Here is a 25997-nt window from a genome sequence, read left to right on the forward strand (position 1 = left end):
ACGATCGGGTTCGTTTGGGGATGAGACTTGAGGCTTCTCGTCAGATAGCGCTGCACAGGCGATAGGCGTCGAGAATGGCGGCGTGGATGTTGCGGCTACTGACTGCATCTCCGATTCGGTAGAGCCAGAACCTTCCGTCCGGGTTGTGCTTGTTGGTCTGCTCGCGCACTGCCAACAGATCGGTGAGGTCGATTTCACCGAGATTGAACGACAGCTTCTGTAGTTCGGCATAGACGTCGTCCACCGGTGCTGTGCCGTGTTCGATCACAACGGAATCAGTGCGGCGTTCGATGCGCTTGGAGGAGCCGTCGACCGTGAAGGTGGATTTGTACCCGGCACCTTCCTTTTCGATCGACACCAGTCGCTGTGCGGGTGTGAGGCGGACGTCGTTCTCGGCGAGCATCTGCATGTAGCCGGCCATGGTCAGAGCCCCGACATCCGGTGAAATCGTGCGTTCGGGTGTGACCAAGTGGATGTCGTCGCTGTACTTGGTCATGTACTCGACGGCATCGAGCGCCTGATTGCCGCCGTGATCGTCGTACACCAGTACCGAACCCTTGGGCTTGACGTTGCCCGAGAGGATGTCCCAGGTGTCGATGGCCAGTTCGTGCCCGTCGACTCCTGCGTCGGTATTGGGCATGCCGCCGGTGGCGACGATGACCGTATCGAAATCGCGCTGCAGAACGTCGGCGGAGTCGGCAAAGTAGTTGAACTCGAAGTGGATGTTGCGACGCTTGCACTCCTCGATCCGCCAGTCGATGATGCCGATGAGATCACGGCGGCGTGCGGTCACCGATGCAAGAAGGATCTGGCCGCCTGCGCTGGGGCTCGCCTCGAATACCGTGACGGTGTGCCCTCGTTCGCCCAGCACGCGTGCAGCTTCCAGCCCGGCCGGTCCGGCACCGATCACCGCGACGTTCTTCGTCTTGGGAGCCTCGGCGGGGACATGAGGTAGCCCGAGTTCACGACCGGTGGAGGGATTGTGAATACACAGCGCCGCTCCCGAGGTGTAGATGCCGTCGATGCACATGTTGGCTCCGACGCACGGTCTGATGGCGTCTTCGCGTCGTTCGGCAACCTTGCGGGGAAGATGCGGATCGGCGATCAACGCGCGAGTCATGCCCACCAGATCCAACAGCCCCTCGGCTATCGCGTAGCGAGCCGTTGCGACATCTCCGATTCTGGCCGCGTGCATCACCGGCACATCGACGAGCTTCTTGATCTTGCCCGCGAATTCGAGGTGCGGAGCCGCAGGCGTGCCCATGGGCGGGATCATTCGCGCCAGCTCGGCGTCGGTGTCGATGAAGCCCTTGATGACACTGATGAAGTCGATACCGGCCTCGGTGACCACTCCAGCGATGCGCACTGCCTCGTCGACGTGCAACCCTGTCTTGCGCTCTTCGTCGAAAGTCATCCTGATACCCACGACGAAGTCATCGCCGACGGCATCGCGGACGGCCCGAATCACCTGTAGTGGGAACCTCATTCGGTTCTCGAACGATCCGTTGTACTCGTCGTCGCGGTGGTTCCACGTAGGGGTCCAGAAGGAATCGAGCAGGTGGCCGTACGCCATCAGCTCGACGCCGTCGAGACCTCCCTCTTTGCACCGGGCTGCGGTGTCCGCGAAGTCGCGGGCGATCCGATCGAGATCGAGCTTCTCTGCCGGTCGGGTAAATGCCCGATGCGCGGACTCGCGCACCGCACTGGCGGACAGGGCTGGGATCCAGTCATGGGTGTAGTTACTGGTGCGGTGGCCGAGATGGGTGATCTGCGTCATCACTGCCGCACCGTGTTCGTGCACCTCGTCGGCCAGCCGGCGCAGATGTGGGACCGCCTCGTCTCGGTAGAGCTGCAGGTTTCCGAACGCGGGTGCGCTGTCGGCGCTGACGAGTGCGCTGCCCCCGATCATGGTCAAACCGACTCCCCCCTTCGCCTTTTCGACGTGGTAGGCGCGATAACGATCTGTCGGTAGCCCGTTCTCGCTGTAGGCGGGCTCGTGCGATGTGCTGACAATTCGATTGCGAAGCGTCACGTTCTTCAGGGTGAATTCGCTCAGCAACGGGTCGTTGTTCTGCACAGGGTCCTCCGTAGCGTGGTCGGGTCTTGGTCGGTATCGGTTGGGCAGGACGGGTATGCGCCCTGCCCCGGGGAGAGTCGGTCGCCAGAACCGGGGTCAGCTCTGGTTGGTCCGGTATTCGACGAGGTCTGCAGACTCCGAAGACATCGAATACTCGGTACCGGCGGGAATGAGCACGCTGTCTCCGGCACCGATCACTCGATCTTCGTCGGCTTCGTCGTAGACGTGGAGCGTTCCGGCGACGACGTAGATCGCGATGTCGTACTCGTTACTGTGGTGCGCGCCCTTGGCGAGCTCACGCAAGTTCCAGAAGTTCAGCGAGTAGCCGTCGGTCCTCACGTGCTCGATCTCTCCGCGTGATCCGGCGACGGTGGTCGACGACGAGACGTTGACGATGTTCGACATTATGGTGCTCCTTGAAAAGATGGTTGGACAAACGTTGCAGTACAGACGAATTCACGTGCGAGGGTGCGGCAGACGCCGAAAGGTCGCTGTGACGTGGGTCTCGTACGATTATGGGCTCGAGGGGCGATGTCGACAATCGGAACAGCCCGTGACACGGCGTTGTAACTTCTAGGGTGAAAAGAAGGTTCTCGGCACGAGAGCACCTCGAACTGGGCGCATCCCTGATCTCCCAGCGCCAACCACCGTTGGTTGCTGTCAGGTACTTTTGACTCACTGCGTCGGTTCATGCAGGAAAGTGGGCGCGAGGCGAAATACTGCCGTGAACGAGAGGCGGGAACATGTGGTTGTCCGAGGATGATCGCCGATCGCTCGTTCACATCGAACGCTCCCGCAGGACCACTCAAGAACAAGCGCAACGGGCCAGGATCGTCCTGTTGAGCGAGACGAACAATGCGGCGTGGGTGGGGCGCGAACTGGGAGTGACGACCGCCACCGTTCGCAAATGGTGTGCGCGCTACGAGGCAGGCGGTGCCGCGGCCCTTGCAGATCTCCCTCGAACGGGGAGGCCGGCGACGACATCAGCAGGAATGAACGATTCGATACAACGCTTGATGCTCAGTCCCCCGCCCGCGTCGGGGTGGACCACTCGTGCGATTGCCGAAGCGCTCGAGATCTCGCAGACTGCCGCCAGCCGGGCTCTGCGCCGATCGTTCACCTGGCCCCCGGATAGACCGCCGCACCCCTTGTCGATCGTCGAGGGGCCACTCGTGTTGGCTCGCGTAGTGGTGGACTTACCTCTGCGACTTCTCGTATTTCACGAGCCGGCCACCCCGCTCGTGTCCTGGCGTAAGGGATCGCCGGATCGTCCCCGCGCTGTCGCAGAGTCGATCCGGACGACGTTGTCGGCCCATCACGCCCTGAATTTGTCAGGTATTGCATCTACGGACCTCACACAACGGATGCGCGACAATGTGGACGGTCTGGACGCCGACATTCCGCAGGGACGGACAGCGAGAGTGCTGGTGGACGCAGCCGCTCCGCCTGCCCTCCTGCGAGGCCTCGAGCGGTCGGTTCGCTTCGAGATACACACGGTGCCAACAGATCTATGGGTTGCGCAGGTCGAGGCGATTCTGGCACTTCTGGACCCTCGACAGTCGTCGGAATTGCTTGTGCTGGAGGCACGAGTTCGAGAATGGGCGATTGACCCCGCGGCGGCGTTCGCGTGGCGTCGGCTCGCACGGTCCGCGAGGAATACCCCCCGTTCGGATCGACAGAGCACCGACCATCCACCCCCGTTCTCGGCTTCGGTGCTCGAGGCGCTGCGTGCGTCTATCACCAGTGGCGAGTTCCAGGCCGGCCAGCGAATTGCGGAGACGCCGCTGGCCCGGCGACTGGGCGTGTCTCGCGGGCCTATTCGCGATGCGCTCAACATTCTGGCCGAGGATGGCCTGGTCGAACTGGAGCCGCATCGGGGTGCATACATTCCGATCCCCACCCGCACTGACGTGTACGACACTTACACTGCTCGTGGTCCGTTGGGGGCACTGCTTTTTCGCAGACTCGCCTCGGGCGACGTCGGCCGTCTGAAGCCGCTCGAGGCGGGACTGGCCGACATCGTGGAGTACGCGCGAGCCGGGGATATTGCGGGTGCCGGTGAGGCCGACATTCGGTGGCAGGACACTGCGGCTGCCCTGGCGAACGCCCCGCGTATCGAGAAGATGTTCGCTCGGCTGTCGTTGCAGCTGCGGATGTTCTTGTCGATTCTCGGGTTGGACTACGCCTACGCGGCGGGCGACATCGTCGAGGAGAATTCGGCTCTGCTGCGGGCAATGCAGGATCGGGACTCGGATGAGGTTACGCAATTGTGGCGGAGAAAGGTCGACAAAGCGGTGGCGTACATGGTCGAGCAGCTTGCCGAACTCGACATGGAGTGATGGCCGAGGACCGCTCCGCTATTCCACCCTCACGCAGTGTCTGTCCAATATCGCACCATCGACTCCACGGGCGATCATGTAGTCGTTCGTAACTCCGAGATTCTCGGCCACGGTTCCGTATCCGCAGATGGTGCGGACGGCATCGACTGTGGTGATCGCGCGAAAGCTGCTGGGGCTGCGGGCTTCGGAGAGCAGGCGATCAAGATGTGCATCGGTCGGCGATGCTTCGACAGCGTCGAGTGTGTGGTGCCGAGCAGCGTCCGACGCCGTGACCTCGACCGTGTCACTACCTTCCGCGTCGTGCGGGCGACCGAACACGAAAGCCTGCTTCAGCCGCGACGTCGCGCTTGTGACCGTCTCACGTAGGAGAGTGGCCACCCAGGGCTCGGCCGTCTCGACGAGGAGTCTGGTGAAATCCGGCTTCACGTCGTCGATTCGACAGGTGATCCGTTCTTCTTCAGGCTGAATTGTGCTGTCTTGATGGACTGCTGACGGGCACTGTGACGCCCGGGTGTCTTTCCGTGTGGTGGTGCTCCTGGCGTCGGTGTTGACGCCAGGAGCACAGTGGACAGACTCAGCCGATGAGACGTGGTTCTCCGACATCTGCCGCGGAAGCCTCCAGGCCGTTCTCGGTGAGGATTCGGGCGATGTCGCCGTTGGCGTGCATCTCCGCGAGATCGGCGTTCAACGCGGCGAGCAGTTCAGGGTTGCTCTTCTGCACGGGAAGCCCGGCCTGCGCACCCTCCTGGGACGCTGCGACACCGTCGAACGGTTCGGCGACCGACACTTTGATGTCCGAGTCCTTGTTGTTGAGCGCTCCTGAGCCGAAGCTGTCGATTCCGACATCGATCCGGCCGGCCTGCAGGTCCTGGTTCATGTTCAGGCTCGATGGATAGACCTTCAGGGAATCACCGAGGTACTGCTTCATGTCATCGACCCACAGGTAGCCGTCCACGGTGCCTACGGTTTTGCCCTGCAGATCGGAAATCTTGGTGTAGCCCTCCTTGGAGATCAGAGCCATCTGATCGATGTAAAGCGGGTCGCTGAACGAGATGACCTCTTCACGCGCCGCAGTCCGATACCAGTCGCCAACGGCCAGATCCGCGCGTCCGGCCTGGACGGTTGGGATGATGGCGGCGGCTGCCACCGCATTCGGGGTGATCGTGAGGCACTCCTTGGCGGCGATGGTCTTGACGATTTCACCTTCGACACCGGTGATTTCGCCGCGCTCCATTTTCGAGAACGGTGGCAGGTCGTACGTCGCAACAGTGAGGGTGCCGTCAGCAATCGTCGAGAACTGATGTGCCGGAACACAATCTGCGCTGACCTCGCCGGATGAGGACGAGCCGCCGCAGGCGGCGAGTAGTGAGGTGAGAGAAGCAAAGGTGACGGCGATGGCCACGAAGTACGGACGGTGTTGTTTCATTGTCACTCCAAACGGTCGGTGGGTCTTTCAGGGGCGAGCTGTGTCAAAGGTGTCGACTCATTCGCTGGCCGGCTCGTTCGCTGAGCCAGCTCGCGGGGATCGTGATGGCCGCGTAGAACAGGCCTGCCAGTACCAGTACGCTCAGGTACTCGAAGGTCGAAGAGCCGATCGAGTATGCGGCGCTGAGCAATTCGGGGAGTGCGATGGTGTAGGCAAGTGCCGTTGCCTGAAAGATCAGGATCGCGAACCCCATCAGTGCAGGGAGGGCGACGCGCACACCCTGCGGAATCACTACGAATCGCAGAGTGTCGCGGTGCGGCATGCCGAGCGCCTCGGAGGCTTCGAGCTCGCCTTGTGGAACCGACTGAATACCTCCGCGCAGAATTTCGCTGGTGTACGCGGCGGTGGTCAGTGCCAGCGCCAGAGATGCGGCGACGAACGACGTGAGAGTCATTCCGGCAGAGGGAAGTCCGAAGTAGAACAACTGCAGCACCACCAGGGCAGGTGTACCGCGGCCGATCTCAACGAACGCGATGACCACTGTTCGAACCCAACGCTGCTCCGCGCTGGACCCGACAGCGAGGAGTAGGCCGAAGGGTAGTCCGATCAGCAGAGCTGCGCCGGCGAGGCGGACGCTCACCCACAGTCCCTTCAGTAGGTCGGGGGAGTAAGTGGACCAGTCGTTCAATAGTCCGTTCATCGAGCAACCCGCTTTCGCAGTGAAGCGTCGAGAGTTCTGGCTCCCCACGCGCAGGGGATGGTCATGAGTACGTAAACCAGAGCGGCCAAGAGAAAGGGAACGATGGCGTCGGCGGTGGCGCGGGACTCCTGATTGGCGTAGAAGACGACCTCGGAGACGCCGATCGTGTAGGCGACGGACGAGTCCTTCAGCAGACCTATTCCGTACGTTGCTGCTGCAGGTATCGACACCCGAAATACCTGCGGGCCGATGATTCTCGACAGAGTGGAACCCGACGTCATCCCGAGTGCGGCGGAGGCTTCCCATTGACCGACTTTGATCGCAGAAAGCCCTCCCCGGTAGATCTCGGCCATGTATGCGCACGAGATGGCGCCGAGTCCGATGATCGCCGCCGACACCGGGTCGAGTTGGGGCACAAGCGTTCCGAAGCCGAAGAAGATGATGAACAGCCAGACAATGGGGGGGAGGCCGCGCAAAAACTCAATCACCACTCGTGCCAGGCCTCTGACGACAACGAAGCGTGAACGTCTGGCCAGGGCCAGTGGAATCCCTCCGATGGCACCGATCACCAGTGCGGACACCGTGAGCAAGAGCGTCATCGGGACTCCGCCGAGAATGGTCAGGAACATTTCCACGACTCAGCGCTCCAGCACTGCGCGTAGAAACTGCCGTGTTCGCGGCTGGCTGGGGTCGGTGAAGATTTGCTCCGGGGGGCCTTCTTCGAGAATTGCGCCGTTGGCCATGACCACCAGGTGGTCGCTGACATCGCGTGCGAACTGCATCTCGTGCGTGACGACCACCATCGTCATGCCCTCGGCCGCAAGCTCTTTCATGACTGCCAACACTTCGAGTCCGAGTTCTGGGTCCAGTGCGGACGTGGGCTCGTCGAACAGCATGATGTGCGGGTCGAGCGCAAGGGCTCTCGCGATCGCGATCCGCTGCTGTTGACCACCCGAGCACCGGCTGGGGTACTGCTTGGCGTGAGTTGCGAGTCCTACTCGTTCCAGGAGTTCCATCGACCTCTTGTCCGCGTCGGCCTTGCTGCGTCCCAATACCCGCTCCTGAGGGAGGCTGACATTACGTAGGACGTCGAGGTGCGGAAACAAGTTGAAAGACTGGAACACCATTCCGACGTTTCGTCGCAACTGCGACAGGTCCTTCTTGGTGATGGTCATCTCCGCGTCGATCTGTACGCCCTCGACGGTGATTCGACCGCTGGTGGGTCGCTCGAGCAGATTGATGCAGCGCAACAGCGTGCTCTTGCCTGCACCGCTCGGTCCGATGATCGCCGCGACTTCCCCCTCCTTCACGGAGAGTGAGACGTTGTCGATGACAGTGACGTTTCCGAACTTCTTGGTGACCGACTCCAGATGAATCGCTGGACTGTTCGGTGAAGAGGTATTCATCGGAGTTCGTTCTCCTGGACTGGGCTGACGAAATCGGACAGATTTAGCGGCACGGTGTGCTCGAGTTCGGGGGATGCGGAGATCCTGACATCACTCTGCATCAGTTGCACCCTGAGCGAGAGTGAATTAGTACCACTGATGCTAAAGCTGTGGCAAGAGATACTTATGCTGATTCGTTGGGGGATACAGAAATTCTAGCTCTACATAGAGCATGCCCGTCGAGGTCGAATCGAGCCGTGACAGGCTGGTAAATTCTGCGTTTCGCGCCGGATCTGTGTTCGCTGACCTGCAGCTAGGTCTAGTCTTGCTATGACGAGCCATTCTGGTTCAACGAACGGGTTCACGTACCCCTCTAATTCATCGGGTGCTGGTAAGTGGACCTCTCGGGAAACAGGTAGTAAAAGTTATGCTGTTTCCTCGAAGAAGTTAGGAGTGCTTGTGCTCAATCCAGTGCACCTTCGGACGTTCATGATGGTCATCCGAACCGGGTCCTTCGCCGATGCTGCCCGGAGGCTCGGCTATACGGGATCGGCGGTATCCCAGCAGATAGGTGCACTCGAGAAGGACGTCCGACTCCAACTGTTCGATCGAGACCCGCACAGTGTCCGACCTACGGCCGCGGCGGATTTCCTCGCCTCCCGCTCTCAGGAGGCGTTGTCTGCGTTGACCGAGCTCGAGGAGGACGTCCGGGCAATTGCGGACGGTGCGATCGGGCGCGTCCGGCTCGGGAGTTTCCCGACGGCAAGTGAGCACGTGATGCCCTTGGCCATGGCCGATTTCGTCCGCGAGAACCCCGGTGTCGAGTTGTTGCTGGACGAGGGGGAGCCGGACCAGCTCATTCCACGACTGCGTGACCGGGAACTCGACCTTGCAGTGGTGTACCGATACGACCAGATTCCACAGAGTGTTCCCAAAGGTTTTCGCACCACGACCCTGCTACGAGAGCAGCTGGTGTTGTTGCTGCCGGCGAATCACTTCATGGCGGGCCATCCGGTCGCGCTGACAGACTTGCAGGACGAGACGTGGATCGCCACCAGGGAAGGAACGCCGGGGGCGGCCACGCTTCTGCGGCTGTGCGGGTCGGCAGGATACGTACCTCAGATCGACTGTCGAAGTAACGATTATGCGGTAATTCGCGGTTTCGTCCGGTCGGGACTGGGTGTGGCGCTGGTACCTGCGCTGGGATACAAGGCCGATGACGGCATCCATCACACCCTCATCGAGAATCTGGATTCTCATCGAACGGTCATGGCGATGTACAGAGCGAGTCGTGCCAATCCCGCGATCGCCGGCGCGGTGCGTGCACTTCAGGCTGTCACGGGCGAGGTGGCGGCACGGTCGCCCAAGTTCATCGAGGCAGCGGATCGTTCATGAACCGAGTAGCAATGTGCACGTCATTCGGCTGTTGCGTTCGCCCAGATGGATTCGGTATCGAGCTCGAGGCCTTGCTCGTCGATCGCTTGGGTGACAAGTAGTCGACCCGTCGCGGCCAAGTGTTCCCGCATCGCGATCTCTGCGGCATTCGGGTCGTTGTCTGCTATCGCTTTGAGAATCGGCGCGTGCTCGTCGTCGATGTCCGCAAGCGTTCGCGAACGTTGCCCTGTCGTGGCCCCGAGCAATCGCGTCGACTCTCTGAGGGATGCCACGATCTTCCGGGCGCTCTCGTTGCCTGCGGCATCGAGGATTGCGTCGTGGAACGACAGATCATGGTGGGCCAAGGCCGCTTCGTCGTCGGCGTCAACTGCTGTATGCATACGTGCAACATGGATTTCCAAAGCCTCGACTGTGGCTGGATCAGCCTTCGAGGCAGCTCGCCTAACGGCGGGCACCTCGAGGGCGATGCGTACCGCGAAGATGTCAGCGATCTCCTGGGGGTGTGGCAAGACGATACGAAATCCCTGCCGGGCCTCGAATTGGATGAGACCGACTTCTTCCAGCCTAAGCAGCGCGTCTCGTACCGGGGTGCGCGATACGCCGAGCAGATCGGACAGTTGATACGCAGAGTACTTCACCCCCGGTGACATGACTCCGGCGTCGATGGCTGCTCGTATGGCAGCGGCCACCTGTTCGACGCGTCGCCCGGGCGTGTGAGGGAGGGGTTCGAGGCGAAGTTCGGTGTCGGACACGAGGGAATTCTAGCAATCGACGTTACGTAGCATGCCACGGTCTGTAACATGCTACGTATGACTTCAGTAGGGCTCCTGTCCGAACATCTCCGCGCAGCCGGGATCGCCGACGTGTACACCGATGGTGCTCAACGGGCGTCGTACTCCTCCGATGCTTCCCTGTATCGGGTAACTCCCACTGCGGTGGTGTGTCCTAGGGATGCCGACGAGGTCGCTGCGCTGGTATCGGTGGCTCGGGACGTCGGGGTGCCCATCACTGCTCGGGGTGCTGGGACCTCTGTGGCGGGTAATGCTGTCGGCACCGGGTTGATCGTGGACTTCAGCCGCCACATGAACCGTGTTCTGTCGATCGATCCGGATGCGAGAACTGCCGTGGTGGAACCGGGAACGGTGCAGACGACCTTGCAGGCGGCCGTAGCTCCGCTCGGGCTCCGGTTCGGCCCGGACCCGTCCACGCACACCCGGTGCACCATCGGAGGAATGATCGGGAACAACGCATGTGGCTCCCGGACACTGGGCTATGGGCGTACCTCCGACAACGTCACAGCCCTCGCTGTCCTGACCGGTTCCGGCGAGCATCTGCGCCTCGGATCTGCAGTTCTCGGCAGCCACGTCTCGCACCCGTCGGATTCACAGGTGCTCGAACGCCTGAGCGCGATCGCGTCAGGTGGCCTCGCGACGATACGGACCGAGTTCGGTCAGTTCGGTCGGCAGGTGTCAGGATATGCGCTCGAACACCTGTTGCCGGAGAACCGGTTCGATGTGGCACGGATGTTGGTCGGTAGCGAGGGAACGTTGGGTCTGGTGACCGAGGCGACGGTCCGCCTGGTGCACGAGCCCTCGTCTTCGGTCCTGGTCGTGCTGGGCTATGCCGACATTGCATCGGCCGGAGACGCCACACCGACGGTCCTGAGGTTCGCCCCCACGGCCTGCGAGGGGATCGATTCCAGAATCGTCGACGTCGTCCGAACGCGGCGTGGACCGGACGCGGTGCCCCCGTTGCCGAGAGGGTCGGCGTGGTTGTTCGTCGAAGTTGTCGGCGGCTCCAAGGCGGAGGCGCTCACACGAGCACACGACGTTGCAGATCAGTGCGGTGCGGACGATTCGCTGGTCGTGACCGATCCGGTACGTGCTGCGGCGCTGTGGCGAATTCGGGCCGACGGCGCTGGGCTGGCCGGGCGAAGTCCCGCTGGGCTGCCTGCACATGCGGGCTGGGAAGACGCGGCGGTCCCGCCGGCTCGCTTGGGCGACTACCTTCGCGACTTCGATCGGTTGATGGACGAGTTCGGCGTGTCGGGACTTCCGTACGGCCACTTCGGCGACGGGTGTCTGCACATTCGCATAGACCTGCCGCTCGATAAACCTGGCGGGACAGACGTGTTCAGGAAGTTCCTCGTAGCGGCGGGAACGCTCGTCGCCGGATATGGTGGCTCGCTGTCGGGCGAGCACGGTGACGGACGGGCCCGCAGCGAGCTGCTGCCACTGATGTACTCCAAGGAGGCGCTCGCGCTGTTCTCGGCAGTCAAACATGCCTTCGATCCCGACAACCTGCTCAATCCAGGTGTTGTCGTCGACCCCCGGCCCCTGGATGCCGATCTGCGTGTACCCGCGGCGCTACCGTTCCGCCGCAACTTGGCCTTGGCTTACCGCCAGGATGGCGGCGACTTCTCGCAGGCAGTGCACCGATGCACCGGTGTGGGCAAGTGCCGGGCGGACAACACCGCGTCCGGTGAGGTGATGTGTCCTTCGTTCCAGGCCACCCGAGACGAAAAGGATTCGACCCGCGGGCGGGCCCGGGTACTGCAGGAGATGATCAACGGGTCCGAGATATCGGGCGGATGGCGATCACCCGAGGTGCACGAGGCCCTCGACCTGTGCCTGTCGTGCAAAGGTTGCGCGTCCGATTGCCCCACCGGCGTCGACATGGCGGCCTTCAAATCGGAGGTTCTTCATCAGAGCTACAAGGGGCGTGTGAGGCCGGCCTCGCACTATTCCCTCGGCTGGCTGCCGCGGTGGGCCAAGCTGGCCAGCCTGGCACCTCGGACGGTCAACGCGGCAATGCGGATTCCTGGACTCGGGCCCGTCGCGCTGGCCGCGGCCGGTGTGGATGCACGGCGCACGATCCCGCCGTTCGCGCACCGAACGTTTCGGTCCTGGTTCGCTTCCACGAACAACGAGCGTAAGAGTGGGGGAGACCCGGTGAATTTGTTCGTCGATTCCTTCACCAACTACTTCACCCCCGAGGTGGGTGTGGCCACCGTGCGGGTGCTCGAAGAAGCAGGCTTCAGTCCGCGGCTGACCGACAAACAGCAGTGCTGTGGGCTGACGTGGATTTCGACGGGGCAGCTGGGTGCAGCGAAGAAGATTCTCGGTCGAACCGTCGATGCGCTGGCCGAGTCCGCGGCGGCTGGGATCCCGGTGGTCGGAATGGAGCCGTCGTGTACCGGCGTTCTTCGTTCCGACGCTCTGGAACTGCTGGACGGCGACAATGCGAGGCGGGTTGCCGACAATACGCGCACTCTCGCGGAGCTACTGACCGATCGAGGCTGGCAACCACCGTCTATGTCGGGCAGAACTATTGTCGCGCAACCACATTGCCATCACCACGCCGTCATGGGGTGGAGTGCTGACGCCGACCTTCTCTATCGGGCAGGTGCTCGGGTCGACCGACTGGGCGGGTGCTGCGGACTGGCGGGAAACTTCGGCGTCGAACGTGGGCACTACGAGGTGTCGGTGGCAGTCGCCGAACAGCAGTTGATTCCTGCTGTGGACGCAGCGGCCGCAGACACCACGATTCTGGCCGACGGGTACTCGTGCCGAACCCAACTCTCCGATCTGACAGACCGACGAGGCGAACACCTCGCGCAACTTCTGGCTGCAGCGATCCGCCGGGGCGACTGACCTTCGCCCCGGACCGTGAAGAGATCGGTGTCCAGACGCGCGGTGTCAAGAGACCGGATAGTCGTCCACCACCGCGCGGATGGTCTCGCTGACGGCGCGAACCGTGGGGCGATCTGCGGACCCGGACGAGCGGATCAACACGATCCGCCGAGTGTTCTCTTGTTCCAGCTCGATCCGCAGGACCGGTACCGAGCGATTGAGGTCCAGCATCATCGAGGTGACGGGAGCGCAACCGAGGCCGGTGGACGCCAACGTCAGCGACACTGCGGTGTCGGTGACCTCGTGAGTCACCCGCGGCTCGAAACCTGCTTGGCGACAGGCTATGCGAATGGCCTGACCGAATCGGGTCCGTGGGGCGGGCAGAATCCAGTCCCACTCGGAGGCTGCAGCCAGGTCGATCGTGGACGCAGTTCGGATTCCCAACGACCCCGGCGATACCGCGAGTCCGAACCGCTCGCTTCGTAGCGTGATGACATCGATGTCCGGTGACAGCGGCAGCGGCGAATTGGGATAGTCCAGACCGAATGCGATGTCCACCTGTCCCTTCTGCACGGCGGCCATCGCGTCGTCGACATCGAGTTCGCGGCTCGACAGCGCGAGCTTCGGATGGTCCCGGCTGACGGCAGCGACCACCGGAGGCAACAACGCGGCAGTGGTACTTCCGAAGGTGCCCAGCAGCAGAGGAGCAGCGATGTCTTCGTCGAGCGCTCGCAACGCATCCCACGCGGACCGCTCGGCGTCGAGGATGCGCCGCGCGTGCTCGGCGAGGACGACTCCGGCGTCGGTCAATACCACTCGACGTCCGACGCGCGTGAAAAGAGGCATATGGACGGACTTTTCGAGCGCGGCCAGCTGCTGCGAGACAGCTCCGGGTGTGTAGCCCAGTGCGTCGGCCACGGCGGTCATCGTGCCGTGTCTCGCCAACTCCCGCAGTGCGACCAGCTGCGCCAACGAGAAGTTCATATAGAGATTCTATACGGTTCGACGCAAAATCTATCGCTGGAACTATCGAGTTGGATCGACAAGGGTAGTCGTTACGAACTCACTGCCCCGGGTGTTTCCCGGGACCTCGCCTCGTCGATTCGATATCGACATTCGTCGTGAGTTCGGACCGTCTCTTTCGCCTGCCCTGGAGCGACATGTCATGCCCTTGATTCAGCAGTGGGAGCTGCGAGCAGCATTCGCTCGCCGCCTCTCGACGATGTACGGATCGGAAGTTCCGGCGTACAACACGTTGGTCGACATTTCCCAGAGCGTCAACGACGATGTGATCTCGGAAATGGGTTCTGCCGCAGAGCGGCTCGGGTCGAGCGATCGCGTGACCGCCGAACGCCACGGCGCGATTCGGGTCGGCACCCCGGATGAGATGGCTCAAGTGGCCCGCATCTTCGGAGCCATGGGCATGTTCCCGGTGGGTTTTTACGATCTACGCGAAGCCGCAGTATCGTCGGTTCCGGTGGTGTCGACGGCATTTCGCCCGATCGATTCGACGGAGTTGGCTCGCAACCCCTTCCGGGTCTTCACTTCGATGCTCGTCCCGTCGGACCGGCGGTTCTTCACTGCGGACCTCCAGCAACGACTCGAGAGCTTTCTGCGGAGGCGGTCGTTGTTCGACCCTGCACTGCTCGTCCTTGCCGATCGCGCCGAGAAGTACTGCGGACTCGACGAATCCGACGCCGAAGCATTCCTGACCCTCGCCACCCGTGCGTTCGAGCTCTCGACCGAAGCCGTCGACCGGGCTTGGTACGAGGAGCTGGAGGAGGTGTCCTCGGTGGCGGCAGACATAGGTGGTGTCAGCAGTACTCACATCAACCACCTCACTCCCCGCGTTCTCGACATCGATGCGCTCTACCACCGGATGCAGCTGCGCGGGATCGAGATGATCGACACCATCCAGGGGCCGCCTCGCTGGAAGGGCCCCGACCTTCTGCTGCGGCAGACCTCGTTTCGTGCGCTGGCCGAGCCTCGGGTGTTCCGAGAACCCGACGGGACGGTTGTCGAGGACGCGCTTCGGGTGCGCTTCGGCGAGGTCGAAGCACGTGGCATCGCGGCCACCCCACGTGGTCGTGAGGTCTACGACCGACTCGTCGGTGAGGTCGAAGACAAGGTCCGCCAAGCAGGTACGAACGGTGCGGCGTCGGCGACGGAACGCACCGCAATTGCCGCATCGGTGTGGAACCGCACCGTACCGGCATCGGAATATGGGCTCGCCCTCCATGACCTCGCATACTTCACGTTCACCCCGACGCGCCGAGTCGCCGATGGAAGCAAGCCTGGTGGCTCTCTCTCGGACTTGATCGAACAGGGGTGGCTGACTCCCGAACCTATTGTGTACGAGGACTTTCTGCCCAAGTCCGCTGCGGGAATCTTTCAGTCGAATCTGACGTCCGAAGGGCGACGAGACCTTTCCGCGACCAAGGCCGACAACATCGACGCGCCCTGGTTGGCCGGTGCGCTGCACCGGCAGTTGCACGATCCGTACGAGCTGTACTCCGGCATCCGTCGCGCGTCACTCGCGTCGTCTGCCCTGCAGCTTGGCCTGCCCACAATTTCCGAACTACCCGCAGCACCGACGACAGGAGTCACACCGTGAGCACCCAGCTTTCCGAGAATCTATCCCTCCCCACGACCGAGTCGCTGCGTGAGCTTGCGCGCACGAGTCTCGAACACTGCGGTGTGGATGTATCGGTCATCGAGGCGGACAAAAAAATCGCGGTGGACGTCAGAACCCCCGTGACGGGCGAGGTGCTCTTTCAGTTCCCAGGTGCCGACGCACAGGACGTCGAGCAGGCGATCGACTCGGCGCACGAGGCGTTCTTGCAGTGGCGCACCGTTCCCGCACCGGTTCGAGGATTCTTGGTGAAACGCCTGGGCGAACTTCTCACCGAGCACAAGCGGGACATCGCGAACCTGATCAGCATCGAGGTCGGCAAGATCCGCTCGGAAGCCCTGGGCGAAGTGCAGGAAATGATCGACATCTGCGACTTTGCCGTCGGGCTGTCGCGTCAACTCGACGGTCGAACCATGCCGTCCGAGCGGCCGGGTCACCGACTTCAGGAGACATGGCATCCGCTCGGGGTCGTCGGTGTTGTTTCGGCATTCAACTTCCCCGCGGCGGTGTGGTCGTGGAACACCGCGCTGGCCATCGTCTGCGGCGACACGGTGGTCTGGAAGACCGCGCAACTGGCAACCCTGACAGCAGCGGCATGCTCTGCGCTGTTCGACAGAGCCGCAGCCGATTCGGGGGCCCCCGCCAACCTGAACAACCTGGTGGCAGCCAGTGCCGCAGACACTCAGGTCCTCATCGACAGCCCCAAGGTTCCCCTGATCAGTGCCACCGGTTCAGAGCGTATGGGGGAGCAGATCGCGCCGCGTGTCGCCGCACGATTCGGACGGACCATCCTCGAGTTGGGCGGCAACAATGCCGCCGTCGTGGCCGAGTCCGCCGATCTCGATATCGCGACGAGCGGCATCGTGTTTTCGGCCGCGGGAACCGCAGGACAGCGGTGCACCACCATGCGCAGAGCCATCGTGCACGCCGACATCGCCGACGAACTGATCGACCGCATCACTCGCGTCTACAAGCGACTGCCCATCGGTGACCCGTTCTCCGACGGCACTCTTGTCGGCCCACTGATCGATGGCCGTTCGTACGAGAACATGACCGCGGCCCTCGCCAAGGCCGTCGAACAGGGTGGAGAGGTACTGGTCGGCGGTGCCCGCCGTGATAGCAGCGCCGACAGTTACTACGTCGAGCCCGCCATCGTGCGGATGCCGGCGCAGAGCGACATCGTCAAGCAAGAGACGTTCGCGCCGATTCTGTACGTGCTCACCTACAACACCCTCGACGAGGCAATCGCGCTGCACAACGACGTACCGCAAGGACTGTCGTCGTCCATCTTCACCACCGATCAGCGTGAAGCCGAACTCTTCATCGCCGCGGACGGCTCGGATTGCGGAATCGTCAACGTCAACATCGGCACTTCGGGTGCAGAGATCGGCGGCGCATTCGGCGGCGAGAAAACCACCGGTGGCGGCCGTGAATCCGGATCCGACGCCTGGCGTGCATACATGCGACGGGCGACGAACACCATCAACTACTCCCGCGAACTCCCACTGGCACAGGGTGTCAGTTTCGCCTGATCCCAGCATTGTTCAAATCGAGAATGCCGAAAAGTGAGGATTTGCAACGATGTTCGAGTTGATTGATGAGTGGGGACCGGAAAAGATTGTTTGCGTTTCCGACACCCGCACCGGTATGCGGGGTGTGTTGGTGATCGACAACACCGCACGCGGCATGGGCAAAGGCGGTACCCGCATGTCCACGACGGTGAGCGTGCACGAAGTAGCCCGCCTCGCCCGCAACATGACCTGGAAGTGGGCGGGCGTCGACCTGTTCTACGGCGGGGCGAAGGCGGGCATCTGGGCAGATCCGAACTCGGCATCGAAAGAAGACGTGCTTCGCGCGTTCGTTCGCGCTCTGAAGAACGAGGTGCCGGAAGAGTACGTTTTCGGACTCGACGTGGGACTGACTGAGAAGGACGCCGCCGTGATGCTCGACGAGGTAGGCGGACGAGGCGGCGCAGTCGGCACCCCCAGTGCGCTGGGCGGTCTTCCGTACGACGAGCTCGGCGTCACCGGACACGGCGTCGCGGAGTCCGCGGACGCCGCAGCGCGGACGATCGGGCTGAACACCGCCGAGTTGACCGTGTCGATTCAGGGGTTCGGGGCAGTGGGAGCGGCCACCGCGAAGCGTATGGCCGAACTCGGTGCAACCGTGGTTGCGGTCTCGACGTCTCAGGGCGGAATACACAGTCCGGACGGGCTCGATGTGGCCGAGTTGCTCGCGCTGCGTGGATTGCACGGTGACGATTTGGTGAACCATTACGGTGGTGCGGCCAAGCCACTCGCCTCCGGCGAAGAACTGTCCGTGCAGGCGGACATCCTGGTGCCTGCGGCACTGCAGGACGTCATCGACGAGAAGCTGGCCGCCACCATCCCTGCCCGGATCGTTGTCGAGGGGGCGAACTTGCCCAGCAGTGCCGGCGCACAACAGATTCTGTTCGAGCGTGGAGTGACGGTGGTACCGGATTTCATTGCCAACGCAGGTGGGGTGGTTGCAGCTGCGATCGCGATGGACTCTCGGCACTCAGGGATTCGACCTGATGCCGCTGCTGTCTACGACGCAATCTCCGGCAAACTGCGCGCCAGCACGGTCGAGACGCTGGTCGCCTCGCAAAGCCAATCGGCGACGACGCACGACGTGGCACGTCGGACTGCCCAGGATCGAGTTCGCGAAGCGATGCGATTGCGGGGACGTTCGCCGAAGTCGATCTAGTTCTAGTTTCACCAACGCTTCCCACACACGTGCTCGTCGGATCCAAGAAAGCAGGCGTCATGAGCAAGGACCTCCCCGACCACGCCGCAGTGGTCGTCATCGGCGGTGGCGTCATCGGCGCCAGCATCGCCTTCCATCTCGCGGAAGCGGGAGTGAGTGACGTCGTGCTCCTCGAGCGAGATGAACTCGCCGCCGGGTCGACATGCAAAGCAGCAGGCGGGGTTCGGGCTTCGTTCAGCAACGCTGCCAACATCGCGATCGGGCTACGCGGGCTCGAGGCGTACGCACAATTCGCGCGCGACTTCGAGCAGGAGATCGACTTCCGCCGAGACGGGTACCTGTACCTGTTGTCCGACCAGCAGAACCTCGATGTCTTCACCGAAAGTGTTGCTCTGCAGAATGCACACGGAGTACCCAGCGTCATCGTCAGTCCCGAGGAGGCGCAGCGTATCTCACCGTTGATCGACACCGACGGTCTGCTGGGTGCGGCCTGGTCTCCACACGACGGCAAAGCGACGCCGGAGTCGGTGGTCATGGGGTACGCCGCCGCGGCCAGGCGAAAGGGCGCACGCATCATTCGTCATTGCGAAGTCACCGGCATCGACAGTGACGGCGGCACAATCACCGGTGTGGTCACCGAGCACGGCCGGATCGCGACCTCGACTGTCGTGGTTGCTGCCGGTGCGTGGTCGCGTGCCATCGGAGCGATGGTCGGGGTCGATATTCCCGTCTCGCCGGTTCGACGACAGATCGCGTTCACCGAACCCCTTCGTGAGCTCCCCGCGACATCCCCGTCATTGACGATCGACTTCCCCTCCAACTTTTATTTTCATCCGGAAGGAAAGGGGCTGCTGTTGGGATGGTCGGACCCCGACGAACCCGAGGGCTTCAACCTCAAGTTCGAGCTCGACGATTGGCTTCTCGGCCTCGGCGAGATAGCGGGAACCAGAGCACCGGCAATCCTGGACTACGGCATCGCCACAGGGTGGGCCGGCCTCTACGAGGTGACTCCGGACCGTAACCAGATCATCGATCGATGTAAAGCCGTCGAGGGTCTGCTCGTGGCTACAGGGTATTCCGGACACGGATTTCTCATGGGGCCGGCAACCGGGGAGATCGTGCGGGACCTGTACCTGGGGAAGGAACCGAGCTACGACATTCGCTCGTTCGCACTCGACCGATTCTCCGCGGCGGACATCGAGCGTGGCGAGACGAACATCGTCTGATTCCGCGCCGCTAGCAGTCGATGTGATGCGATGCCTGTGAAGGTCGATGCGGTGCGGAGGACTGCCGAGAACATCTCGACGGTGATCGGTTGGAACCCTCGATCAGTCGCCGCCGCGAACCAGTGGATCGCACCCCAACCAGCGAGAATGGATGGCGATAATGGGCCACTATTGTTCGATCGAACACGTTCGAGCGTTGTGCCGCAACGCGTTGCAGAACGTCGGTGCCAGTGAGATCGTCGCCGAGGTGCTGGCTCGCGCAACCTGTCAGGCTGAGGTACGTGGGAAGCGTGCCGTCGGCATTTCCCACCTGTTCGATTACCTCGATTCCATTCGGGACGGAAGGCTCGACCCGACAGCGAAGCCGGAGATTTCGCGCGTCACCGATGCCATAGTCGTGGCCGACGCGCGATCCGGGGCCGCGCAAGTGGCCTTCGAGATGGCTTACGACGAATATGCCGGAGCGGTCAGGCACTCCGGTATTGGGATGCTGAACGTGGTTTCGTCATTCACGGCGGGTGAATTAGGCTTCTACACAAGAAGATTGGCAGGAGATGGCTTTTTGGTAATTGCAGGAGCCAACAGTCCGGCCTTGATGACCTTCGGGGGTTCGACAGGCCCGACAATCGGAACCAACCCGTTGGCATTCGCGTGCCCGGTCGACGGGCGGTCGGTGCTCGCTATCGACCAGGCCTCCAGCCAGACGGCGTACGTCAACGTCCGGTCCGCAGCAGCGCAAAACGCCTCTCTTCCCTCCGGTTGGGCAGTGGACGAATTCGGGATCGAGACCGACGATCCGACAGCCGCCCTTCGCGGTGCACTCCTGCCTTTCGGCGGCTACAAGGGGGCCAACATCGCTCTGCTAGTGGAATTACTCGCGGTCATGGCGGGATCGAACTGGTCTGTCGATGCTCCTCGGTTCGATCGAGGAAGTCGGAGTCCAGGTGTCGGAATGTTCGTGATCTCAATCGACCTCGCGAGTGTCGGTGCAGAGTTACCTGATCGGATTGCCCGCCATTTCGAGCGACTCGGTGCGGAATACGGTGCCGACCTATCCGCATTCGACGGCAAGTCGGACGCGGTGGTCGACGTCGTGGTAGACGACGTCACGTACCGACGACTTGCCAACGAGGCGTCCTGATTCTGGGCGCGCGGACGCGAACGAGCCAGAAGGGGGGGAGCTCGATCTAGCTGGAGGTAACGGTGCCGTATTCGTGTAGAGATACTGAATGGATTCCTGCAGGATCTATCGTTTGACCTATCGGGTCACACCGAGCATGCTCGGCTTACGAACTCTTGACCAAGCGCTCGCCCGCCCGTGAAATTCTTCGAAGCCTGGATTTACTCAACGAGTTTTGGCAACTCGATACCGGAGGACTGTGATGAAACGCAATCCTGTCGAACAGGAACTACGACCTAAAGGCAGATGTTTGGTGTCATTTGCGGGCGGTGGTCGACGACTAGGCATTGAGTACGTCGATGGTTGCTCGGTGTCGCTGTTGTAGGCGCGCCTTGCGGGGTGAACCTTCAAACCAATATCTTGGAGTCAGCAGTCAGGACCGAACCACTAGCGACGGTGTTTAGGTCCGCTGATGAGCGAGAACGTCGCACCTACAAAATGCTCGGAACTTCAACCCGAAGGCGGACCGGATGATCAACGAGATGTATACACCAACCAACGAGTATCCTGATCGTCTCGTTGTCAACAAGCCCGGACGAACCTTCGGCGGGGTGGCAATCGGTGTGCTTCTCTTCGGAGTCGCGGGATACGCTCTACCGCCCGGCAGCGTGGAGAATGCAACGACCTACAAGTACCCCGTTCACTTCAGGTCGGTGGCGTCGGCAACCGTCGACAATGTTGTACGCCCGGGGCTTAATGATGAGGTTTTGAAAGATCTCATCGAAGCAGCTCAGGAGCTTGTCGATCAAGGCTGTCGAGCGATTATCGGCGGATGCGGGTACTTCGGGAATTACATACCGGAAGTCCGTGAGGCCGTGTCGGTGCCGTGCTTTATGTCGAGCCTGATGCAACTGCCGATGATTTTGAACAGCATGGCGTCCGACCGAAAGGTTGCAATTATTTGCGCGGACGGCCTCGCGCTTCCCGGCTCGGCTGCCCTTCGCAACTGCGGAATCGCTGAAGAATCGCGTCTTGTGATTGCAGGGGGGAATGTCTCCGAAATGCCAGAAATGGATCTGATTCTCACGAACTCGGGAGGATATAATCCTAAGAAACTCGAGCGCGAAATTGTGTCAGTAGCGCAGCAACTGGTGCAGGATGACCCCACTATCGGGGCAATTCTACTGGAGTGCACTCTGTTTCCAGCAGTCTCGCACTCAGTTCAAGACGCGGTGGGCCTACCCGTATTCGACTACATGAGTATGATCGATTGGGTTCAGGGCGCCATCGTGCAGAGGAGATACCACGGCTACATATAACGTGGTGGGGCTAACCTCGATTAGTCTCCCGCTGGCGTGCTGGCCTGTGCCGGTCGCGATGGCTCCTCTGCATAAAGTGCCGTCGCGGTTGATGCCGACTCGTTTTCACTCTCCGCACTTATCTTCGTCAGAGACTCTTGCTGGAGCCTTTGCTGCTGCGGGTCCGTCGAGCCCGCTGTAGGTAGATACCGGCGGACGCTGGGCAGTTGTCGATGCGTCGAGGCCTGCGTGAAGCACTACGGGAGATTGTTGGACAGTCAACCGACGTCGACTTGCGAATCTAATATGCGCGGTTTTCCGCAGCCTTTCGTTCGCACACTGCTGCGTCGCCGATAGGATGAACTATGTCTTGAGCTGTACTCCTGCTCAGCAGATCGATGCCATGCCGTGCTGATCCGCTGCTGTATGGCACGGTTCACCATCGTCCGCTCGGATTGGGTTGCGTGGAGCTCGGTGTCACGGAGTGGCACAAGTCGGTACGTTCGGCGATTGACCGAGGCGGACCCCGATGCACGAAAAGCGTTTCTAATAAGGAATTAGCGAGTCCATCGCACTTCTCGTGAATTCACCTCTAGGGAGTTGAAATCCGTCAAGTGTCGGTTGAAGTCCGGCTGGGGGCACCAGGGTCCATATGGATCCGATAATCCTGTAATTCTCGGGCGTAGATTGAAGGCGGGCGCTGCTCTGGAGGACCACGTTCATGTGTGAACTCAGCTCTTTCTCGTTGGTACCCAACGTGTATGAGCATTAGTTCATGGCCGCTAGGTCGGACTTCATTTTTGAGCCAGGTAGCGACTCCAGATGGACCTTACTGAGCTCAATCTCCACCCAAAATCAGTGCCATATGTGTCCGTCGGTTCATTCTCCATGCGGGAGAACCTATCAGCAAGAACTGACAATAAAGCGCAACGTCCGCCATCGAGTGCTTGTCGTACCCTGGTGCGATACTTGAACCCATGACCGGACCTGAAACGAACGAGCCGACAAACACTTCGGAAGCGTCGATTTTCCCGGCTCACACGCCGACGATCGATTGGTATTTACAGCCTGACTTTCAGCTGCAGAGGATCGCGCACGCGGCCAATGCTTACGGTCGTCAGATCTCCATTACGCTTTTCATGCCGTGGGGGATGGCTGCGGGTACAACGTGCGCGAACGGTCAGATGTTCAGCGCGCATGCGGAATTGCTTCGAGCAACACAGCCTGACAACCAGGCAGCTTCCAGCTTCGCAGAGGTCTATCTGGACCCAGCCGTCAAGGGCATGGAATCGTTGGCAGAGCGTGATTACACGGATGAGAAATTGGTAGAGGTTCTCGAACATACGGCGTATCTCACCCTCGAGGATGTGCAGTGTTCGTTCTCTGACACGCTGGGCGCGCCAGATCGCATAATTCGCCTTCCGAACACGACTTTCTCCGAACTCGGCTAAGTCGAGTAACTGGTTGGAAATTTGGCGCACATCTGCTGCGTTTACCCGATGCGTCGGATTAGCTGGACCTCTTTCCGAAAAGCGGCACGACGTTCGACGGCTGGGCGTTGGGCGTCATCGGTAGGTCGGTTGGCTCGGGCAGGTTATTGCCCGCGCCGCCGTCCTCCTCGGGAATCCAATCGCCGTATGTGTCGAGCGTCAGCGTGAAAGTGTTGTGACCTAGCCACTTTGATACCTGCGTGAAGTGGGTACCGGCCATCAACTGCATGGTGGCGAACGTGTGGCGGAGTTCGTGTAGATGGACCCCGCGAGTGGCCGGGCATTGCCTTTCGCCGGGGCGCTTGCCGGTACGCCGACGGCCACCAATGCCGGTCGGAAGATCGTGTCGTAGAACGATCCCAGCGCCAACGGCTGCGACCAGTCCAGTGGGACTGCGCAGCGTTCGCCTGCTGCGCGGTATCCACCGCCGTTCCTCCGCGACGGCCATAGGGGAGCGGTCGACTCGATGGCTCTCGGGTGGTGTTCCGCGAGGTAAGCCCGCATCCGTTCCGCAAGCCAGACCGGCAGCGGCACCGTGCGTCGCGGCTTGCCGACGGTCTGCCGATGAGTATCGAGACGTGCTATTCCCAGCGTCCATGTACGCTTGGCTCCTGGACAACTCTCTGACAGGATCGTTGTACGACCTTCTGGAGAATTCGTACGGTATGCGCCGAGGCGAGGCCTTGGAAACGGTCACCGCGGCTGCGGCCGACCGGCATCAAGCGGCGATCTTGCAGGTTCCTATCGGAAGTTCTCTTCTGATCGTTCACCGAACAGCGCAGCTGGAGTCCGGACAGATCTTCGAGTACAGCATCGAGTTCTACCGCGCCGACAGTGTGGTCGTTCAGGTTCATACTCGCGCCGGAGCCACATCGACGCTGCAGTTGAAGCCGTCCTGACCGAACAGCTCGATGGGTGCCAGAGGCCGCACTCCCATCCCTCGCAAGCGCAATCAGCACACCAGAAATCGCAACGGAGCCGAACGCTGTGTGCGAGTGCTCGATATGACGCATATTCGACGTACAGCACGATCGCGTACTGCGGGGGACGGGGCAAACTTCATCGTCGTCATCCTTGATTCGATCGCTGGCACTGGTGCTGCGCGGGCGGAGGCCGTCAGACGGGAGTGCTGCCTTTCGCAACGACCGGACCGCTGACCGGAGCGTCGAAGTCGTCCCGGTCCGGGCGGGTGCGGTATGCGATGTAGATACCGACGCCCGCAAGCGTTTGTGCTGCGAGCATCGCCACGAACGGATACGTGATGGATCCGCCGCCGAGTTGTTTGGCCCAGCCGAAGCTGTAGGGTCCGCCGAACTCGATGTTATGGATGGATTCTGGGCAGACTCCGTCCATAACTTCGAGTTCGGCAAGAGTCCTCACACGGCAGAAATGTCCGACGGGTGTTGTGCGAGCGGTGATACCTCGATTGTCATGTACTGGAACAGCGGTAGATTCCACAGGATCTCGTGGAGCCGTTCGTTGTCGCGCACGTCGAAGATGCTGAGGTTGGAGTACTGGCCGACGATGCGCCAGATGCTCACCCATTCACCGTCGCGCTGCAGTTGTTGCGAGTACGCCTTCTCTCGGGCGAGAGTGTCGGTTCGTACGTCCGCGTCGAGATCCTGCGGCAGCGCGACATTCATCTTCACGGCGAAGAGCATGTGTCTCAGTCCTTGTCGAGTACGAAGTCGTAGGTCACCTCGTGGCCACCGTCGACCTCTCGAGGGTCGAGCATGAGCTCCGGCTTCACGGCGTTGGCGACATCGTCCTCGTTGTGGACGTCACCTGGGAAGTAGAGCTGCGTGGTGACCTGCTGGTGCCCGGTTGCGGCGACCTTGAGGTGCAGGTGCGCCGGACGCCACGGGTGCCAGCCGGCTGCGGAGATCAGATTGCCGCAGGCACCGTCGGTCGGGATCTGGTAGGGCGCAGGCCTTATGGTGTGAATCCAGAACTGGCCCTGATCATCGGTGGTCACCGTGCCGCGCAGATTCCACTCCGGAATTCCGGGTGCGAACTGCGAGTAGAAGCCGTCGGAGTCGGCGTGCCAGATTTCGATGACGGCGTGCGGTAGTGGGTTGCCGTCGACGCTGGTTACCTTGCCCTGGAACAACAGCGGGGTGCCCTGTTCGCTGTCCCGCGTCGGCACGATCGCAGCCGATCCGAGTTCGGGGGCACCGGGGACGTAGAAGGGGCCTTCGATAGTGCCCTTGCTGCCCTCGCGGGACTCGCCCGCCACTTCTTCGACGACGTGCTCGACCCAGACATCGAGGAACAGCGGCCACTCACCGGTCTGTCCCACGTTGATGAGCCAGGCCTTGAGTGCGTTGTACTCGTCGTAGGTGACCTTGTGCTCGCGGATCGTGTCGTGGACAGCCGAGAGAACCTGGCGGGCAAGCAGACTCACGCGCTCGGGTGGGGTGTCGGCGGCCAACTGCTTGTCGGAGGTGAAGCGTTCGGTGGCGTTCGCGCCGGTCGCGGCGGCGGTGGCAACCTCGGCGGAGACCTCTGTCGATGCTGCGTGGTCGATGCTCATAGTGAACTCCTTGTGTA

Annotated in this window: 24 protein-coding genes; 11 read left to right on the plus strand and 13 right to left on the minus strand. The window is 61.7% G+C overall.

From position 1 onward, the window contains the following. Positions 1–40: 40 nt before the first annotated feature. Positions 41–2077 (minus strand): FAD-dependent oxidoreductase, encoded by a 2037-nt coding sequence (locus E4P29_RS15700; RefSeq protein WP_135046146.1) that lies wholly within the window; start codon positions 2075–2077, stop codon positions 41–43. Positions 2078–2173: 96 nt separating this feature from the next. Beyond that, positions 2174–2482 carry a cupin domain-containing protein gene (locus E4P29_RS15705; RefSeq protein ID WP_135046148.1) on the minus strand — a complete coding sequence of 103 codons (309 nt, stop codon included), beginning with the start codon at positions 2480–2482 and terminating at the stop codon, positions 2174–2176. Between the two features lie 338 nt (positions 2483–2820). Here E4P29_RS15705 and E4P29_RS15710 point away from each other — a divergent pair, with 338 nt between their 5' ends. Continuing rightward, positions 2821–4416 (plus strand): GntR family transcriptional regulator, encoded by a 1596-nt coding sequence (locus E4P29_RS15710; RefSeq protein WP_135046150.1) that lies wholly within the window; start codon positions 2821–2823, stop codon positions 4414–4416. A gap of 18 nt (positions 4417–4434) precedes the next feature. Here E4P29_RS15710 and E4P29_RS15715 read toward each other — a convergent pair whose 3' ends face one another. The 5 genes from E4P29_RS15715 to E4P29_RS15735 form a co-directional block, all read right to left on the minus strand. Then, positions 4435–4842 carry a hypothetical protein gene (locus tag E4P29_RS15715; protein WP_135046152.1) on the minus strand — a complete coding sequence of 136 codons (408 nt, stop codon included), beginning with the start codon at positions 4840–4842 and terminating at the stop codon, positions 4435–4437. Positions 4843–4990: 148 nt separating this feature from the next. Next, positions 4991–5842 (minus strand): transporter substrate-binding domain-containing protein, encoded by an 852-nt coding sequence (locus tag E4P29_RS15720; RefSeq protein WP_135046154.1) that lies wholly within the window; start codon positions 5840–5842, stop codon positions 4991–4993. Between the two features lie 43 nt (positions 5843–5885). Beyond that, on the minus strand, positions 5886–6542 hold the full coding sequence (locus E4P29_RS15725) for an amino acid ABC transporter permease (protein ID WP_135046156.1): 657 nt from the start codon (positions 6540–6542) through the stop codon (positions 5886–5888). Next, entirely contained in the window at positions 6539–7171 is a 633-nt protein-coding gene (locus E4P29_RS15730; protein ID WP_135046273.1) for an amino acid ABC transporter permease, read from the minus strand. The genes E4P29_RS15725 and E4P29_RS15730 overlap by 4 nt, the downstream gene beginning before the upstream one ends. Before the next feature lie 9 nt (positions 7172–7180). Further along, the gene (locus E4P29_RS15735) at positions 7181–7948 is read right to left on the minus strand and encodes an amino acid ABC transporter ATP-binding protein (RefSeq protein WP_135046158.1); all 768 of its coding nucleotides are present in this window, start codon (positions 7946–7948) and stop codon (positions 7181–7183) included. Between the two features lie 438 nt (positions 7949–8386). Here E4P29_RS15735 and E4P29_RS15740 point away from each other — a divergent pair, with 438 nt between their 5' ends. Continuing rightward, a complete protein-coding gene (locus E4P29_RS15740) occupies positions 8387–9322 on the plus strand; it encodes a LysR family transcriptional regulator (RefSeq protein ID WP_167735506.1) in 936 nt (311 codons plus the stop codon). A 20-nt stretch (positions 9323–9342) separates the two neighbouring features. Here E4P29_RS15740 and E4P29_RS15745 read toward each other — a convergent pair whose 3' ends face one another. Beyond that, positions 9343–10074, minus strand: coding sequence for a GntR family transcriptional regulator (locus E4P29_RS15745; protein WP_135046162.1), 732 nt, complete (start codon positions 10072–10074; stop codon positions 9343–9345). Positions 10075–10122: 48 nt separating this feature from the next. On the opposite strand from E4P29_RS15745, the gene E4P29_RS15750 reads away from it, so the two are divergent. Beyond that, positions 10123–12975: an FAD-binding and (Fe-S)-binding domain-containing protein gene (locus E4P29_RS15750; RefSeq protein WP_135046163.1), complete on the plus strand. Its 2853-nt coding sequence runs from the start codon at positions 10123–10125 to the stop codon at positions 12973–12975. 45 nt (positions 12976–13020) lie between these two features. Here the strand turns inward: E4P29_RS15750 and E4P29_RS15755 are convergent, their stop codons facing one another. Beyond that, positions 13021–13938: a LysR family transcriptional regulator gene (locus E4P29_RS15755; RefSeq protein WP_135046164.1), complete on the minus strand. Its 918-nt coding sequence runs from the start codon at positions 13936–13938 to the stop codon at positions 13021–13023. Between the two features lie 181 nt (positions 13939–14119). On the opposite strand from E4P29_RS15755, the gene E4P29_RS15760 reads away from it, so the two are divergent. The 7 genes from E4P29_RS15760 (at position 14120) to E4P29_RS15790 (ending at position 23408) form a co-directional block, all read left to right on the plus strand. Then, the gene (locus tag E4P29_RS15760) at positions 14120–15568 is read left to right on the plus strand and encodes a DUF1338 family protein (protein ID WP_135046165.1); all 1449 of its coding nucleotides are present in this window, start codon (positions 14120–14122) and stop codon (positions 15566–15568) included. Continuing rightward, positions 15565–17118 carry an aldehyde dehydrogenase family protein gene (locus E4P29_RS15765; protein WP_135046166.1) on the plus strand — a complete coding sequence of 518 codons (1554 nt, stop codon included), beginning with the start codon at positions 15565–15567 and terminating at the stop codon, positions 17116–17118. Before E4P29_RS15760 ends, E4P29_RS15765 begins: the two co-directional genes overlap by 4 nt. Before the next feature lie 49 nt (positions 17119–17167). Then, entirely contained in the window at positions 17168–18313 is a 1146-nt protein-coding gene (locus E4P29_RS15770; RefSeq protein ID WP_135046167.1) for a Glu/Leu/Phe/Val dehydrogenase dimerization domain-containing protein, read from the plus strand. A gap of 59 nt (positions 18314–18372) precedes the next feature. Continuing rightward, positions 18373–19539 (plus strand): FAD-binding oxidoreductase, encoded by a 1167-nt coding sequence (locus tag E4P29_RS15775; RefSeq protein ID WP_135046168.1) that lies wholly within the window; start codon positions 18373–18375, stop codon positions 19537–19539. A gap of 160 nt (positions 19540–19699) precedes the next feature. Continuing rightward, positions 19700–20680, plus strand: coding sequence for an Ldh family oxidoreductase (locus tag E4P29_RS15780; protein ID WP_167735507.1), 981 nt, complete (start codon positions 19700–19702; stop codon positions 20678–20680). A gap of 509 nt (positions 20681–21189) precedes the next feature. After that, positions 21190–21978, plus strand: coding sequence for an aspartate/glutamate racemase family protein (locus E4P29_RS15785; protein WP_135046170.1), 789 nt, complete (start codon positions 21190–21192; stop codon positions 21976–21978). Between the two features lie 956 nt (positions 21979–22934). Beyond that, complete coding sequence (locus E4P29_RS15790; protein WP_135046171.1) at positions 22935–23408, plus strand: hypothetical protein; 474 nt, start codon at positions 22935–22937, stop codon at positions 23406–23408. A 58-nt stretch (positions 23409–23466) separates the two neighbouring features. On the opposite strand, the gene E4P29_RS26375 is transcribed toward E4P29_RS15790, so the two are convergent. Continuing rightward, positions 23467–23676, minus strand: coding sequence for a hypothetical protein (locus tag E4P29_RS26375; RefSeq protein ID WP_245154355.1), 210 nt, complete (start codon positions 23674–23676; stop codon positions 23467–23469). A gap of 97 nt (positions 23677–23773) precedes the next feature. Here E4P29_RS26375 and E4P29_RS26550 point away from each other — a divergent pair, with 97 nt between their 5' ends. After that, complete coding sequence (locus tag E4P29_RS26550) at positions 23774–24346, plus strand: UTRA domain-containing protein (protein ID WP_280634547.1); 573 nt, start codon at positions 23774–23776, stop codon at positions 24344–24346. A gap of 217 nt (positions 24347–24563) precedes the next feature. Here the strand turns inward: E4P29_RS26550 and E4P29_RS15805 are convergent, their stop codons facing one another. The 3 genes from E4P29_RS15805 to catA are packed head-to-tail and all read right to left on the minus strand — an operon-like array spanning position 24564 to position 25980. After that, entirely contained in the window at positions 24564–24827 is a 264-nt protein-coding gene (locus tag E4P29_RS15805) for a hypothetical protein (protein ID WP_135046173.1), read from the minus strand. Continuing rightward, complete coding sequence (gene catC, locus E4P29_RS15810; protein WP_135046174.1) at positions 24824–25108, minus strand: muconolactone Delta-isomerase; 285 nt, start codon at positions 25106–25108, stop codon at positions 24824–24826. The genes E4P29_RS15805 and catC overlap by 4 nt, the downstream gene beginning before the upstream one ends. 5 nt (positions 25109–25113) lie before the next feature. Beyond that, the gene (gene catA, locus E4P29_RS15815; protein ID WP_135046175.1) at positions 25114–25980 is read right to left on the minus strand and encodes a catechol 1,2-dioxygenase; all 867 of its coding nucleotides are present in this window, start codon (positions 25978–25980) and stop codon (positions 25114–25116) included. Positions 25981–25997: the final 17 nt, after the last annotated feature.

The organism is Rhodococcus sp. 1R11, from assembly GCF_004563845.1.
GTDB lineage: Bacteria > Actinomycetota > Actinomycetes > Mycobacteriales > Mycobacteriaceae > Rhodococcoides.

Bases quoted from the DNA above. Each gene is read 5' to 3' on its own strand.
- E4P29_RS15705 (WP_135046148.1), bottom strand. From the start codon at position 2,482: ATGTCGAACATCGTCAACGTCTCGTCGTCGACCACCGTCGCCGGATCA.
- E4P29_RS15710 (WP_135046150.1), top strand. From the start codon at position 2,821: ATGTGGTTGTCCGAGGATGATCGCCGATCGCTCGTTCACATCGAACGC.
- E4P29_RS15720 (WP_135046154.1), bottom strand. From the start codon at position 5,842: ATGAAACAACACCGTCCGTACTTCGTGGCCATCGCCGTCACCTTTGCT.
- E4P29_RS15725 (WP_135046156.1), bottom strand. From the start codon at position 6,542: ATGAACGGACTATTGAACGACTGGTCCACTTACTCCCCCGACCTACTG.
- E4P29_RS15730 (WP_135046273.1), bottom strand. From the start codon at position 7,171: ATGTTCCTGACCATTCTCGGCGGAGTCCCGATGACGCTCTTGCTCACG.
- E4P29_RS15735 (WP_135046158.1), bottom strand. From the start codon at position 7,948: ATGAATACCTCTTCACCGAACAGTCCAGCGATTCATCTGGAGTCGGTC.
- E4P29_RS15750 (WP_135046163.1), top strand. From the start codon at position 10,123: ATGCTACGTATGACTTCAGTAGGGCTCCTGTCCGAACATCTCCGCGCA.
- E4P29_RS15755 (WP_135046164.1), bottom strand. From the start codon at position 13,938: ATGAACTTCTCGTTGGCGCAGCTGGTCGCACTGCGGGAGTTGGCGAGA.
- E4P29_RS15760 (WP_135046165.1), top strand. From the start codon at position 14,120: ATGCCCTTGATTCAGCAGTGGGAGCTGCGAGCAGCATTCGCTCGCCGC.
- E4P29_RS15770 (WP_135046167.1), top strand. From the start codon at position 17,168: ATGTTCGAGTTGATTGATGAGTGGGGACCGGAAAAGATTGTTTGCGTT.
- E4P29_RS15775 (WP_135046168.1), top strand. From the start codon at position 18,373: ATGAGCAAGGACCTCCCCGACCACGCCGCAGTGGTCGTCATCGGCGGT.
- E4P29_RS15780 (WP_167735507.1), top strand. From the start codon at position 19,700: ATGGGCCACTATTGTTCGATCGAACACGTTCGAGCGTTGTGCCGCAAC.
- E4P29_RS15785 (WP_135046170.1), top strand. From the start codon at position 21,190: ATGATCAACGAGATGTATACACCAACCAACGAGTATCCTGATCGTCTC.
- E4P29_RS15790 (WP_135046171.1), top strand. From the start codon at position 22,935: ATGACCGGACCTGAAACGAACGAGCCGACAAACACTTCGGAAGCGTCG.
- E4P29_RS26375 (WP_245154355.1), bottom strand. From the start codon at position 23,676: ATGCAGTTGATGGCCGGTACCCACTTCACGCAGGTATCAAAGTGGCTA.
- E4P29_RS26550 (WP_280634547.1), top strand. From the start codon at position 23,774: ATGCCGGTCGGAAGATCGTGTCGTAGAACGATCCCAGCGCCAACGGCT.
- catC (WP_135046174.1), bottom strand. From the start codon at position 25,108: ATGCTCTTCGCCGTGAAGATGAATGTCGCGCTGCCGCAGGATCTCGAC.
- catA (WP_135046175.1), bottom strand. From the start codon at position 25,980: ATGAGCATCGACCACGCAGCATCGACAGAGGTCTCCGCCGAGGTTGCC.